General features: G+C 51.2%; 17 protein-coding genes. 13 read left to right on the top strand and 4 right to left on the bottom strand.

Annotated features, from left to right (window positions below):
- The 12 genes from NWV16_RS00290 to NWV16_RS00235 all read left to right on the top strand — a co-directional run bounded on the left by NWV16_RS00290 (position 1) and on the right by NWV16_RS00235 (position 9,547).
- The gene (locus NWV16_RS00290; RefSeq protein ID WP_260521535.1) at positions 1-438 is read left to right on the top strand and encodes a hypothetical protein; all 438 of its coding nucleotides are present in this window, start codon (positions 1-3) and stop codon (positions 436-438) included.
- Between the two features lie 23 nt (positions 439-461).
- On the top strand, positions 462-3,155 hold the full coding sequence (locus NWV16_RS00285; RefSeq protein WP_260521534.1) for a peptidoglycan DD-metalloendopeptidase family protein: 2,694 nt from the start codon (positions 462-464) through the stop codon (positions 3,153-3,155).
- Positions 3,156-3,163: 8 nt separating this feature from the next.
- Positions 3,164-3,559 (top strand): lysozyme inhibitor LprI family protein, encoded by a 396-nt coding sequence (locus tag NWV16_RS00280; RefSeq protein WP_260521533.1) that lies wholly within the window; start codon positions 3,164-3,166, stop codon positions 3,557-3,559.
- Positions 3,560-3,797: 238 nt separating this feature from the next.
- Entirely contained in the window at positions 3,798-4,307 is a 510-nt protein-coding gene (locus tag NWV16_RS00275; RefSeq protein WP_260521532.1) for a hypothetical protein, read from the top strand.
- A 22-nt stretch (positions 4,308-4,329) separates the two neighbouring features.
- The gene (locus NWV16_RS00270; protein ID WP_260521531.1) at positions 4,330-4,812 is read left to right on the top strand and encodes a hypothetical protein; all 483 of its coding nucleotides are present in this window, start codon (positions 4,330-4,332) and stop codon (positions 4,810-4,812) included.
- A gap of 28 nt (positions 4,813-4,840) precedes the next feature.
- A complete protein-coding gene (locus NWV16_RS00265; protein ID WP_260521530.1) occupies positions 4,841-5,218 on the top strand; it encodes a hypothetical protein in 378 nt (125 codons plus the stop codon).
- Between the two features lie 97 nt (positions 5,219-5,315).
- Positions 5,316-6,455 (top strand): lysozyme inhibitor LprI family protein, encoded by a 1,140-nt coding sequence (locus NWV16_RS00260; RefSeq protein ID WP_260521529.1) that lies wholly within the window; start codon positions 5,316-5,318, stop codon positions 6,453-6,455.
- A 14-nt stretch (positions 6,456-6,469) separates the two neighbouring features.
- Positions 6,470-6,766 carry a hypothetical protein gene (locus tag NWV16_RS00255; RefSeq protein WP_260521528.1) on the top strand — a complete coding sequence of 99 codons (297 nt, stop codon included), beginning with the start codon at positions 6,470-6,472 and terminating at the stop codon, positions 6,764-6,766.
- A gap of 116 nt (positions 6,767-6,882) precedes the next feature.
- On the top strand, positions 6,883-7,392 hold the full coding sequence (locus NWV16_RS00250; protein WP_260521527.1) for a hypothetical protein: 510 nt from the start codon (positions 6,883-6,885) through the stop codon (positions 7,390-7,392).
- Between the two features lie 22 nt (positions 7,393-7,414).
- The gene (locus NWV16_RS00245; RefSeq protein ID WP_260521526.1) at positions 7,415-8,506 is read left to right on the top strand and encodes a tetratricopeptide repeat protein; all 1,092 of its coding nucleotides are present in this window, start codon (positions 7,415-7,417) and stop codon (positions 8,504-8,506) included.
- On the top strand, positions 8,503-9,102 hold the full coding sequence (locus tag NWV16_RS00240) for a lysozyme inhibitor LprI family protein (protein WP_260521525.1): 600 nt from the start codon (positions 8,503-8,505) through the stop codon (positions 9,100-9,102). Before NWV16_RS00245 ends, NWV16_RS00240 begins: the two co-directional genes overlap by 4 nt.
- A 4-nt stretch (positions 9,103-9,106) precedes the next feature.
- The gene (locus NWV16_RS00235) at positions 9,107-9,547 is read left to right on the top strand and encodes a hypothetical protein (protein ID WP_260521524.1); all 441 of its coding nucleotides are present in this window, start codon (positions 9,107-9,109) and stop codon (positions 9,545-9,547) included.
- Between the two features lie 56 nt (positions 9,548-9,603).
- Here the strand turns inward: NWV16_RS00235 and NWV16_RS00230 are convergent, their stop codons facing one another.
- Positions 9,604-9,963 carry a DUF6124 family protein gene (locus NWV16_RS00230; protein ID WP_260521523.1) on the bottom strand — a complete coding sequence of 120 codons (360 nt, stop codon included), beginning with the start codon at positions 9,961-9,963 and terminating at the stop codon, positions 9,604-9,606.
- 399 nt (positions 9,964-10,362) lie between these two features.
- On the opposite strand from NWV16_RS00230, the gene NWV16_RS00225 reads away from it, so the two are divergent.
- Complete coding sequence (locus tag NWV16_RS00225) at positions 10,363-10,746, top strand: SCP2 sterol-binding domain-containing protein (RefSeq protein ID WP_065258195.1); 384 nt, start codon at positions 10,363-10,365, stop codon at positions 10,744-10,746.
- 22 nt (positions 10,747-10,768) lie between these two features.
- Here the strand turns inward: NWV16_RS00225 and NWV16_RS00220 are convergent, their stop codons facing one another.
- The 3 genes from NWV16_RS00220 to NWV16_RS00210 all read right to left on the bottom strand — a co-directional run bounded on the left by NWV16_RS00220 (position 10,769) and on the right by NWV16_RS00210 (position 13,322).
- Entirely contained in the window at positions 10,769-11,530 is a 762-nt protein-coding gene (locus tag NWV16_RS00220; RefSeq protein ID WP_260521522.1) for a Fic/DOC family protein, read from the bottom strand.
- A complete protein-coding gene (locus NWV16_RS00215) occupies positions 11,527-11,784 on the bottom strand; it encodes a hypothetical protein (RefSeq protein ID WP_260521521.1) in 258 nt (85 codons plus the stop codon). Before NWV16_RS00215 ends, NWV16_RS00220 begins: the two co-directional genes overlap by 4 nt.
- A gap of 137 nt (positions 11,785-11,921) precedes the next feature.
- A complete protein-coding gene (locus tag NWV16_RS00210; protein ID WP_260521520.1) occupies positions 11,922-13,322 on the bottom strand; it encodes an aminoacyl-tRNA deacylase and HDOD domain-containing protein in 1,401 nt (466 codons plus the stop codon).
- Positions 13,323-13,372: the final 50 nt, after the last annotated feature.

The raw sequence follows: 13,372 nt of genomic DNA, 5'->3' as shown, positions 1-13,372 counted from the left end.
ATGAGCTATCAATATAAATTAGTTATTACATTGATGATGTCGATGTTTGGTTTTTTTTCAAACTACGCAATGGCAGGCGACACTGATTCAAACTCTTGTCCATCGACAAAGTTTTCAGAGTTTCTCTCTGTTTATATGGAAAATCCTTCCATTCAGCAGAGGTTTACTAATAGTCCGTTAAAAAAAATAATTACGGTGGATGCTGAGCCTGAACCAGAGCAAAAAACAGTCCTGTTGGATAAGGATAAAGTAGTTTTTCCAGTGATTTTTGGAAAAGAGAAACGAGTTGCCGCCGGCGTTGAAGTGGCGGTCTTGGAGAATAGCAACGGTGTTGCAAAAATAAAAATAGAGAAGCCGGATACCGATTATCAAGTTTTTTATGTGTTTAAGTTTGAAGGGTGTTGGTTTTTGGACGAAGTTCAAGATTATTCACTTTGATAAAAGTTTAATAAGGAAGTTTTATGTCTTTCAATGAAGTGATGCTCCGTGTTCTGCCACCAGTTGATGGTCACCAACCTCACATTACAGGAGTTTATGGCGAGCAGCGTGCGAGTGGCCCTCATGGAGGGACTGATTTTAATTATGTTGGTGGCCAGAACGGGATTAATCTGGAGAACCCCAAAGTCTATGCGCCAATAGCCGGTACCGTAACATTTACCGGTGGGAATTACGGTACGATAAAAATCAAAGACGCTGACGGTAATAGCCATGAGATTCTGCATACGAGCAGCCATGTTGTAAGTCAGGGAGCAACCGTTGCCGCGGGTGATGAAATTGGCACTATGGGGGGGAAGGGGCCGAATGGCGTAACTCAGTATCCACGCCATGTTCACTATCAAATGAAGGATCCGAACGGCAACCTTATTAGTCCAGAGGTCTGGTGGGGGCAACAGACTGTTGCTCCGAGTTCAGCGGCACCTGAATCAACTGCGTTTAGCCTTCTTAACTTTCAGTTTCCATTCCGAAAATCCGGTGGCGGACGGTATAAAGACGCTGAAGAGATTTTTTCTGCAATCCAAGGTGAAACTTCAGGTAATTATCTTCTCGGTAGTCACAAATTTTGGCATGGGGGGATTCATATAAGTAGTTCAAGTGCTCCTCAATGCATTAGTGATGAACCCATTCGCTGTATGGCTGATGGAGTGGTCGTCGCCTACCGTCTGAACAAAGATTACGAGACGTCAGAGTTTGAGGGTGAAAGTGGTTCTGAGGCGTTAAAGTATTCAAGTTCTTTTTGTTTGGTTCGGCATGATTACAAATCTCCACCCAATACTCAGGTTACTCCTAATACAAATAACATTTTGACGTTCTATAGTTTGTACATGCATTTGCTGCCGTTTCAGCACTACCCGCTAGAACAGGGTGGAGGAACTATTGCTCGTTCTAAACCAGGGTATTGGCAAGGTAAAGTTCGTGCGAAAGTCACTGGTAGTGGTCTAGTCCTACGGAATGCACCTTCTACTTTGACTGATGGGGCCAATGCCGGAGCGAAAAAAGGCAGCTCCATGGTCTTGAGCACTAATAGCATTATCGAGTTCGATAGCTCGAAAATCCTAAATCTTAAGCTTAATGGAAAACTGCTTAGGATGGCCGAGTGCGTATTTATTCCGAGCTCCTCGAATCCACCCACCGGACTAAAAAATCAAAGTGCAACTGTGCCGTCAAGTTTTTGGGCCTGTGTAGAGGATGTAAGCCCCAATCGTGTTGTTGAATGGCAAGACTTAACGCCTGCAAGTTTCGATGTAGTTGTACCAATGAATATGAAAATTAAAGCGGGAGACACGATTGGATACCTAGGCCTGAATGAGGTCTTGGCTGGGCCTGATGGGGGGGTAGCCCGTAAGCACCAAGTTCATTTGGAGATTTTTACACTTGATCCCAAAGTCGACGATTTTCTGAAAAATACGGCCGGAATAAAAAAGGGAAAACGATACATTCACCTACCCTCTGGTACTGTTTTGACCAAAAAAGCTCCTGACGTAGGAAGTGTGACACTAGAGGTGGATCATTGTGTTGAGTTGAGTAAGTCTCCGATATTTAAAGACCCTGCCGAATGGTACGAAGTGTCTGTTAAGGAAAATGGTCAAGATATTAAAGGACTAATAAAGAAGGCAGAAGCGAAGCTCGTAACTCAACATGACTGGGAGAAGCTGGGCTTTCGTGTTGTAAAGGAAAGTAATTCCAATGCTGACGGTTTTTTAGATCCTGATGAAATGCCACCTTTCTTCAAAGAGCTATATGATGATCTGGATAGATTAGGCAATCACGATGGCAAGATAACGCCGGAAGACTTTCCTGAAGCAATGAAAAATGCAGAGTTTCGAGATCATTGGTCTAAGTTGGTGGCATATCATCCCACTGAGTGGAAGGAAAAATCAGAGTCAGCAAAATGGAGTCGTCTAAACCAGCTGCTTGAAGGCTCTCCCGCGATTCTTAAGCTGGAAAAGGAACGGATTGATAAACTGGTATTTTGGGATGATCCAGTTATTCAGGAGAAGGGTCTTGGTGATGGAAATATTTGGCATTTTCATCCAATTGCAATAATCGGAAATTTCTTAGCAAAGGAAGCGTCAAAGGCTGGTCAAATTACCTACGATGCTGAAGGTAATGACATTCCTGGCTCACCGTTTTTTAGCCGCCATATACACTGGCCGGGCAACGACTTGTCAGGGGTCACCTTGGGACGCGGATATGACATGGGATTTAGATCCGAAACGGAAATATACAACCATATGATCGCTGCTGGGATAGATGATGCTCAAGCTACGAAGATATCTAAAGCTCGGCAGTATAAGGGCACTAATGCAAGAGATTTTGTGGCTCAGAATCGCGCCGATATAGGAACGATAACGATTGAGCAGCAAGAGGCTCTATTCGATTTAATTTATCCGGGGTATGTCGTAAAGGCTGTCTCAAACTACAATTATTGGACAACCCCTTTCTCCGAGCGGTTGGAGTGGGATGCATTAAGTCAGATCGTTAGAGATATTTTGGTGGATTTTGTCTATCAGGGATTCACAAAAGGGGCAAATCCAATGAAGGCAGGGATGAAGGATGATGTTGATCAATTAATAAGTTATATCGAAAATAATCCTACAATTAGTCAGTACGAAGAAGGTCGAAAGCGTGCTGCTTATCTGAGAAAAAATCGTTAGGTATATATATGAGAAATTTGTTTATTCTTTCTGCTTTCTTAATACCTTTGTCAGTTTTTGCGGCGCAACCGGACTGCGCTAATATTTCTACCAGTCAGCAAGTAGATGTCTGCGCAAAACAGGCGAAGGAGTCCGCAGATGCTAAACTTAATAGCAGCTATAAGGATTTAATAAAAAGGGTTGGATCTCAATATCAAGCTGACGCCAATCTTCACGACGAATTCATGAAGAAGCTGAAAGAGTCTCAGCGTGCATGGCTGAAACTACGTGATACGAATTGTGCTCTCGAGGCGTTTGAGGTAGAGGTTGGACAGCCAGCTTATGTAACTACTGTGAATAACTGCGTCGCGCGAATGAGTCTGGATCGCTCTGTTTATTTAGATAAAACTTTGCCGGATCTGTAATTGGAAACGGGGGCGATAAGCTACTTTTATAGTTATTTGCTCCCCGTTTTCAGTAAAAAGCAATAAAAGTTGGTAAGAGGCGACTGCACGACCGAGCCGTGGCTGTTTATGTCTTCAAATCGTTGTGAGAGCAGCGCATAGTCTAGACCATAATGCTTCTGGTAGGTTCGGCTTGAAAGGGGCGTTAGGTGGCATATCGAGATGGATAATCGAGACCGGTTAACTCGAAGGATAAACAGTGAAAAAACTGCTGGTGTTATGCATGGGCTGGTTTCCGTTAGTTGCGATGGCAATGGATATCTGCATTCAGGTAACGGACGCCAGATACTTCCTCTCGAAATGGTCTGAGAGAGGTGAAGAGTCAGAGGACATGCTTTCCAGGGTGGATGGAACAGAGTTCTCAGTTGAGTCCGGTGACGTGATCTACACCGGCGATCTCAATGGAGATGGCATCGAAGATTTCATCTTCAATTCCCGTGTGGGTATTGGATCATCCATGGACAGCACATTCGCCTTCCTGATTCAGTGCCGCGGTTACTTGAAGCATGCCGGCGGCGATTACTTTGCCGGGGTCAAGGTTTTGGACGGTTCGCCCAAGAACGGTGGCGACTTCAAAGACATCGAAATCTATTCCTACATCAGGGATAAACGCGACCAGATTCGTTACAAAGGCAAGGAGGCCATGACCCGGCCACATCTGTGGCAATTCAACCCGCAGACGCAGCGTTATGAAGGTCAGTCCGAATAGATTTCAGTTAAGGAGTTACAGCGTGAAAGGATGTTCAGTTCTACTCGGCAGTCTCTTGGTCATTGCCACGTCCGTGGCTTACGCCGCCAACCCAGCCTTCAAGGATTACACCGTCACCCCGGTGTTCACCGGCATCAATCACGAACCGGTGCCGCAAGAACACAGCAACCCGAGGGTGGATAAGGATCGTGCACAGGCACTCAAACGCAAGGTCAACTTTGCCGGCCACTACATCCTGTACCGAGTCGGTTGTGGTGGCAGTGCCATTTGCGGCGAAGTGCTGGATGCGCGTACGGGGGAGGTTGTCGGCGGACTGCCGAATGCATACGACGGCAATACCTTCAGCCTGTCGAACAAGCCCGATAGTCGTCTGCTCATTGTTTCCGGCATTGCGGCCGATACCGAAGAGGACGCGCAGGGTAATGAGCTGGTAAGCCGCTACAGGACCCGCTACTTCGAGTTTGTGAACAACGAGTTCCGGCTGCTGACGTTCAAAGACTTGTGAGCGCCGCCGTTTGATTAAGGATGATTGGATGAACCGCTTTTCCATTCGGCCCATGCTGAGTGCACTTCTACTGTTGCCCCTCACCTACGCCATTCCGGCAACTGCCGAAGCCGGGAGTTGCTACGGCTATCTCACCGAAATGGTCAGGAGCAGCAACTTCCCGTTCCGCTATGTCGGCAAAGACAAGGTCAACCTGTTGATTGACGATGACGACGGTGAGTCCGTTCAAGCCCAGTTGCTCTTTGATACGAACGGCACCGGCACTATCGGCTGGATCAAATACACCCCGGCCACTCGGGTGTTGCTCAACACCTCGGCTGAACTGGAAGAGCCGGTGGAACTGTCATTCGATACCAAATTCGCCGACGGCTACGCAAAGTGCCTGGCTGGACAACAGGCCGGTTAACTGCAAAAAAATGAGAAAAATAAATGAGTAGGATGTGTTTGTTGTATTCAATGGATTTGCTTTCGAACCCTGATGCGCTTGTCGAAAAAATTCTTGGATGGCTGATTTAATGAAAAAAGTATATTCGCTACAAGTTATTTTATCGTTAACTTTTCTATTTTTTAGTTCTTTCGCACTTTCCGCTAGTTTCGATTGTGGCAAGGCTTCGACGGATGTGGAAAAGAAAATTTGTAATTCTCCCTCTTTGTCCATAATGGATGAAAAGTTGAGTGAATTTTTCAAGCCGCTGAAGAGTAGACGAACTTTTCAAGTAATCGAGAGTGATTGGCTCGAGTCAGAGCGCAATTCTTGTGAGTCTGTTGAATGTTTAGAGGAAGCTTATGTTCATCAGATTCAGTTTCTGTCACCGGTTACTATTGCGCCCAGGCCGACTCAGAAAGATATTAAGTTGATGTTGGGCGATAAAGCGTATACGCAGTTTGAGCGTTCGTGGAAAGTCGTTGATTTAGCATGGCTTCCCAATGAGAAAGGCACTGTTGAGCGATTTGTAATCTCCGCCGAAACAATCTCAGGCATGTTGCATGTCATCGTATTTGAAGGGCACTTTGATCCAGCGATGGTTGCGTACCGGGGTAATCTATATGAGTACGTTGATCGCAACGATAGGCCCGTGCTGCACACGATTGCAAAAGATATCGGCTTTGATGGTGCCTTGAATTTGGGTTCGAACGACGAAGGGAAAAGGTTTGCTGGAATCTTGGATGGGGCGTTTTACTATCGACAGCAGCTTTCGAAAAATCAGTTGCGGGGGATGGTTTATAAACTCGGCTCCAAGCTGCCGCCGGCTGAAAGTAGTTTATTGTTCCAGCAGTGGCCAAATACTGATGAAAACGCTGTTAGTGGATTGACATTCGGTTGGGGTGGTGATTATGGGAAGTTGCAAGCGTATTATTCGCACACCAAAGGATATGAGACGATAGCTCCGGTTGGCCGGCCGGAGGTGGGTTGGAATATTTATAGTCCGATTTGGAGCAAATCCCGACCGACGTTTTACTTCAAAAATGGCAATGAAACTATTTGGCGTGCCAATGTTGCGGATAAGACGCTGACGAAAATTGCAATGGCCAGTGATGGCGGAATGATTAATAACCCTACGCCTGTCGATATAAACGGGCGCGAAGCAGTCGTTTACCTGAATGGATATACTCTGAAAATGGCTATATCGCTTGATGAATAAGCGCGACTTAAAGTATGCCTTCGAAATCTGTTGTTAGAATTTTCCGGGAAAAGGTGACAGATTTATTTGTGCGCACGGGGGAGGTTGTCGGCGGGTTGCCGAACGCATACGAAGGCAACACGTTCGATACGTCCTTCGTGCCTGACAGCCGATTGATCATCATTTCCGGCGTCACGGCCAATGGTGAAAAAGACAAGCGAGGCAATCGGTTGAAAAACCGGTACCGGGATCGTTACTACGAGTTTGTGAACAACGAGTTTCAGTTGATGAAGAGGGTGGACGCAGAGCCGCCGACGCTTGATGAAGAATGATGGGATGAACCGGTTGATCGCGGGCATTCAGATCCGCGCTACGGCGAGCGCGCCCTTTGCTGCGAATGGAAAAACACTCCCGCTGAATTGAGACGGGTTAGTTCAAAGGAAATGAAGTGAAAAGACTGCTGTTGTTATGTATGAGCTGGTTGCCGATGGCAGGGACGGCGTCGGATTTCTGCAACGAGGAAAGCGATACCAAGACTTTTCTTACGCAATGGAAAGACAGCGGAGAAAGTGTCGAAGACATACATTCTGGCTTCTACGATGGCGAATTTTCTCTAGAGCGTGGCAAGGTGGTGTACCAAGGTGATCTCAATGGCGATGGCCGAGACGATTTCATCTTCCTCTCCTATTCAAGTCACGGTTCGGCCGGCGACATGACGTACGCCTTCCTGATCCAGTGCCGTGGTTACTTGAAGCATACCGGCGGTGATTACTTTGCCGGGATCAAGGTACTGGATGGTCCGCCGAAGAACGGCGGCGACGTCAAAGACATCGAGATCTATTCCTACATCAGGGATAAGCGCGGGCAGATTCGCTACAAAAACAACGTAGCCATGACCCGACCACATCTGTGGCAATTCAACCCGCAGACACAGCGTTATGAAGGTCAGTCCGAATAGATTTCAGTTACGGAGTTAAAGCGTGAAAGGACGTTCAGTTCTACTCGGTGGCCTCTTGGCCATTGCCACATCCGTGGCTTTCGCCGCACACGTGTTTGCTGCCCCCCAAGTCCTCAAGGAAATCCCGGCAAGCTTGTTGGGGGATGGATCACGGCAAAACGTGTTCGTTCTGGCGGGAGACGCGGACGAGGCATCCAACCGGTTGTTGATCGCGCCGGTTCAAGGGCGCAATGAGGACATATTGCTCGATACGTCCAAGGCTTTGCCGCTGACGAAGAGTCAGTACTCGTCTGATCTTCTGGATAGTTTTAGCGTTCGGGTTTTCAACGGTCGGCCTGGAGCCATGACGGTTGTGGACCCACAAGAGGAAGAGGTTCTGGTCAAGCAACGGTTCGTTGAAGCGGGGGACTACATCGCGCTGGTGACCAACGAAGAAGACAACGCTGTTTTTAACTTCAATCTTTTGTTCACCTTCAATAACGGCTCAAAGCAGTTTGAGCTGAAGAAAGTGCTGCAAGTGGTCAATAACCACTACTGCGATCGCTCGCTTGTGAGCGTAGCGGAGCTGCCGATTGAGACGTTGGGCCCAACCACCCTGGCTTCACTCAACGGCCTTGAAGCGCTTGAAAAGTTGCGGGCTGCAAACGTTGGCAGTCCTCAGGGCGGTTATAAAAAACTGATGACAGTCGGTTCGGCTGACCTGCTGGATAGAGCGCTGGCAGCCTATCGGAAGGGCGACAACAGCACGTTCAAGGAGGTGATGAGTAATATGTTGATGGGATATGACTCGCATGGTGCGTGCTCTCCGGAAAGTTATATCGTCGGAAAGTACTTCTTCTCGCAGCAACCCGGTTGGTCCAACGATGTCGGTTTTCTGCTGGGCGAGGCGGGTTATTACACGGAGTCTATCCAGTTGCTGAATGCGGTGATTGCCCACAACCCGGAACGGACGGTGGCTTACCTGAATCTCGCAGACAGCTATTGGGCCATGAACGATAAAGAGCGCGCGGTGCCGGCGTACAAGCAATATGCATCGCGCATGTCGGAAGCAGGAAAGGCTTCGAAGATTCCTGCTCGGGTTGCTGAGCGCAGCTCCGGAGTATCCGGATCATGATCAAGCTCAGGACGTTCCTTGAACTGGTCGCGGGTGTTTCATTGGCTGCTTTGCTGGTTCCAGCGCATGCTCAGGAAACCTGCAATCCCGACAGCTTTTCCAATCCCGATTTGATCATTTGCGGTCAGCAGTCTTTCGAGAAAGTCGATGCAGTGCTGAATGAGCAATACAAGAAAGCGTTGGTCAGTCTGGCGCCCGCCGACAAGAAGCAACTGACTGATGTGCAAAAGAAGTGGGTGCGCTTCAAAGAGACGTATTGCGAGGATGTCTATCAGTCGGCCTTGCCCGGCGCAGAGGCGCCCATCGAAAGGCTTGGGTGCCTGGTGCAAACAAGTAATGCCCGGTTGGGGGAATTGGTTGCTCTGCAGACGGGGTTACCTCTGGACGGTTTTTATAAAGCTGCATCGGCCATGGCGGGGCAGGATCGAGAAAAAGGTCTGGCGGCTTCGATGGAACGATTGGGGGGTGGCAACTTCGACGAACCGTTGTGGCGGCAGTACGTCGATGGGCACTGCGAAATGAGTGAGCGTGTGTTCCGGGAGGACATCGCTAACTGTGTAGTGCGAATGCGCTTTCAATTACCTCTTAATCGTTGAAGGAATGAACGGTTTGAAAACTGCCTCAATGTTCTTTGTTGCGTTGCTGTGTCTTTCTCCGCTTGCCGCCCATAGCGAAGTCTCAACGCGGGTTTCTTGCTTTCGCTCACTTGATGGAAAAAACATCAATTTTGAATTCAGAACCTATTTCGACACTGTCACCAAATGGGGCGGCGCAGGTGTCAGGTATAGCAAGTCAAAGAAAGCTATCCCCCTTGTCTATCGGAACACCGAGGACGAGGTCATGACTGAGGAAGGCCCTCATCAGTTCACGACGACGTGGGTAGAGGTTTCTGACGGTGTGGTGACTGGAGAGTATGAAAGGGCAACTCAGGGTGCCAGGGTAAATTCGATGTACTACAGGAATTACAAATCGGGCAAGCAGTACTCGTTCGATCAGGACATCACCATGGAGGCGACACCTGAGACCGGTTGCCAATGGTAAGAACGGATAGTTTCGAAAGGGGACTCAACGTCCCCTTTTTTCCGCCCGCGATTCAGCTACGGCTTGACCTGATACTCCCGAAACTCAATGTGATCGAGCGTGCCTTCCACCATCAACCTCACGCCGTCCGCCATTCTGCTCAGGCCCAATGCCATCGAGCGGCGGGGGCCGTCGAGGTCGTCGGCCAGGTTGGCGGCGAAGGCGCTGATGGACAGGAGGTCTTCGGAGGCGTTGGCCATGAGAGCTTCGGCGTCGGCGTTGGGGCAGAGGGCGAACAGGCCGCCCAGGCGTTTGGAGCGTGTGGCTCTGGGTTTGAAGTGGTGGTCGAGGGCGCGTTCGGCGGCTTCGTGGAGTTTCTTCGAGTCTGGGAATTCGTAGGGGGAAACTTCTTCGTCAGTGAGGGTTGGATCGATCATCGGTGTAAATCCTTTTGAGTTGGAAAGATTTGCCCCGGTTTTCGGACTTGCACATCCGGTCTCCGATTTTGCGGTGACACACAGAGGCTATCGGTGATGTCCCAGCCTGCCTAGTTCATGGACAGCACCGCAGTTTGAAGGACATTTCCCAAGGATCTGCGAGGTAGTGGATCAAAAGATCGCAGCTCCTACAGGAATGTGTTTCTTCAGGTGTAGGACGGGCGGAGCGTCACGGGATGCATTCCCACGCAGAGCATGGGAACGATCAGGTAAGCGTGACTTGGCAGTCATCATGCGAGAAAAGCCATGCATCGTCTTCTATCCATGCAAGATAGTGGCGAATCCGTCCGAATCCCTTACACTCCCCCGGCCGTTCATTTTCCTTTTGAGGCTGTGCGCATGAAATTTCGTTTTCTTCTGTGGATGCTGGGTCTGTTGATGGGTAAGGCCAGTCGGACAAATCCTGCGTTCCAGCAGCAGTTGGGTGACAAGGATCTGGTGTTTCAGCTGCAGACTCTGGACGGGAAGGTGGCGCGGCATTTCGTGGTGAAGGACCAGCGCATTACCAGCAAGTCCGGGGTGGTGGCGGAGCCGGCGTTTGCGATTGCCTTTAAAGACGCGGCGTTCGGGTTTGCCACGATGCAGGCGAAGAACAAGCAGCTGGCGTTCATGCAGGGGATTCAGGACAAGACCATCCAGCTCAAGGGCAATCCGGCGCTGGTGATGTGGTTTCAGGGGTTGATGAAGTATTTGATGCCGCGCAAGGCCAAGCCGAAGTCATAAACCTTTCAGGCGGCTCGCCTCTTTAGCTGTCCGGCTCAGGAGGCTCGCCGTCCAGTGGCTGGCTCCGGTAGGTCTTGTAGATCTGCTGGACTTGCGGGTTGTCCAGGTTCTCGTAAGTGATGTCTTCCTTGTCCAGGCCATCCAGGCCTCGGATGCCACTGATGGTCTCGGGCCATTCGTCACGGCTGGATATGTCGACGACGAACGGGATGAGGTAGCGATCGAGATGCCGTTCGCGAGGTTCGCGGATCTCGTCGCTGAGTGCCCGCAAATAGTCGTCCTTGTTTGTCCTCGACCAGTCGATGGCGAACCCGGCCCGATAACAGAGCTCCATGAAAACCAATAGAATCGTGCGTCCGTTGCCGTCGAGGAAGGGGTGCGCGAACGCCAACTGGCCCATCACTCTGCCGGGATGGTCTCTGAAGCGTTGCTTGTCTGCTGCGAGCTTGAGCGCATAGTCGACGGACATTTTGATGAAGTCCGGGCGCTCGAAGAGGGTGCTGCGGGGATCGTTGAGGGGGCCCTTGAAGACTGCCAGGTGAGGGACCAGTTCGTTCCGGTCTTTTCCTGCCCAGTGGTAGAAGCCGGAAAACAGGATCTCGTGAACCTTGAGTACCGTCTGGTAATCGATGGGCTTTTTCCCGGCCAGATAGGCGAGTGCATCTTCGATACTCAATTCGAACGAAAGATGCTCCGACTCTTTTACTTCAACGGGATCTTTCAGTTGCAGCGAGTTTTGAAGGTATCCAGCCGTTTCGAAGTCGCCGAACGGGTCAAAAGTCATGCGCTGCGTTTCTTCGCACGCCTTTCCTGAAGATAGCGCCCCTGCAGCGCCAGGATTTCAGACTTGCTCAGGACGCCTTTTCGCTTGAGATTGACGAGTAACTGTTCGATGCCATCCAGCTCGACGACATCACCAGACAAGCGGGTAATGCCCACGGCCATACGACTCATGCCGTCACGACTGGCCGTAACCTTGTTGTCTTTGGCAAGCTTGCGGACTTCGCTTGCAACGCTGACAGCCTCTTTTTGGGTCATCGGAAATCCCTCTGTTTGCCGTCAAATCATAGCAGGGCGCTTGTTTGCTGTCGTTGCAGGCAAAGTGATCGAAATCTGTGGAACCGGGGCCTTGTCTGCAATCAAAAAAGGCCCTGGGTGACGTTCCGAAGAATGCTTTAAGCCTGGCTGAACTGCGAAGCCAGTTCCCGCAACAGCACTTCCGCCTCAAGCACTTTGCTGACCACGTCATTGGCCTTGTCGCGAGTCAAACCAACACGCTCCAGCAGCGCATCCGGGATGTCTTCATCCGGCCCGGAGCCGATTCCGCGACTACGCAGCAGGCGCACGGCCAGGCAGACGAGGTTCGGGTATTCGGCGTAGGCGCCGTCGTAGTGCGGGTCGTGCTGGAAGCGCAGGGCAGTGGCCAGTTCGTCCGGCATGTCCCAGTAACGCATCAGCCAGGAGCCGATCTGTTCGCGGCTGATGCCCAGCAGGTGTTGCTCGACGTAGCTGTGGCACAGGTGCGGGTTGACCTCCAGGTGGCGGCAGATCAGCGAGAAGTGCGGCGGGAACACGTGGGCCAGCAGCAGGTAGCCGAAGTTGTGCAGCAGGCCGGCGAGGTAGGTCAGGCCGGCTTCCGGGCGCTGGGCGCGCGGCATGGCGCGGGTCAGGCCTTCGATGACGGCGGCGGTGTAGATCGACTGCTGCCAGTACGGCGTGGTGTGTTGCGGGTGATCCTTGGGCAGACTCAGGGTCTTGCCGAGGGCCAGGCCCAGCGCCAGGTTGATTACCAGATCGAAACCCAGCACGCGCACGATGGCGTCTTCCACCGAGCGGATCTTGCCCGGCGAGGCGTAGTACGGCGACGCCGCCCAGCTCACCACTTGCGCGGCCAGCGCCGGGTCGGTTTCGACCACGCCGGTGATGTCGTCGATGGTGGCGTTCGGGTCGACGCGCAGCTTGATGATTTTTTGTGCGGTTTCGGCCAGCGGCGGAATTTCGATGGTCGCTTCCAGACGTTGCTGGATGCGCCGTGCGGTGAACGCCTGCACGGCCTGGGTGATTTCCTCGCGGTCATCGTCCGGGCGGTCGAGGTTCGGGCGGATGCTGCTCAAGGCTTCGCCGAAGTTGGCGGCGCTGGCCTTGGTCAGCATGGTCTTGAAATCTTCGCTGGCGATTTCCAGCAGCAGGCCCGGCTCGCCGGAGTTGATCAGCAACTTCGGCTCGCGCAGCAGGCTTTCTTCGTAGAGGCACGGCGAGCTGGTCAGCGCCGGCAGGCCCGGCAGCAGGCTCAGGCTGTGTTTGCCGAGCATCTTTTCCAGGCGCTCGGTGGACACGGCGGTCAGGCGACGGCCCGTCAGCTCGGCGAGGCGGTTGAGATCCAGCAACTGGCTCTGTGGAAACAGCACCATCAGCGCACCCACTGCATCGTCCAGCAACGCGGCCTGCACTTTGCGCGAGGCATTGAGGCCGTGGTGATCGAGCACTTCTTCGTAGGCGACGCCCAGCTTGTTGAGCAGCAGCCGAATAACAGACGGAGCGTGCGGGAGTTCGGGGGCGAGAGCAGCTTCGGTCATGGTCTGTATCCGTTTTTGAAACAATTGCTTGAGTATAACCAGCTTGGTTG

The sequence above is a fragment of the Pseudomonas sp. BW7P1 genome (genome assembly GCF_024981055.1).
Taxonomy (GTDB): Bacteria; Pseudomonadota; Gammaproteobacteria; order Pseudomonadales; family Pseudomonadaceae; genus Aquipseudomonas; species Aquipseudomonas bananamidigenes.
This window is presented reverse-complemented; position numbering and strand designations above follow the sequence as displayed.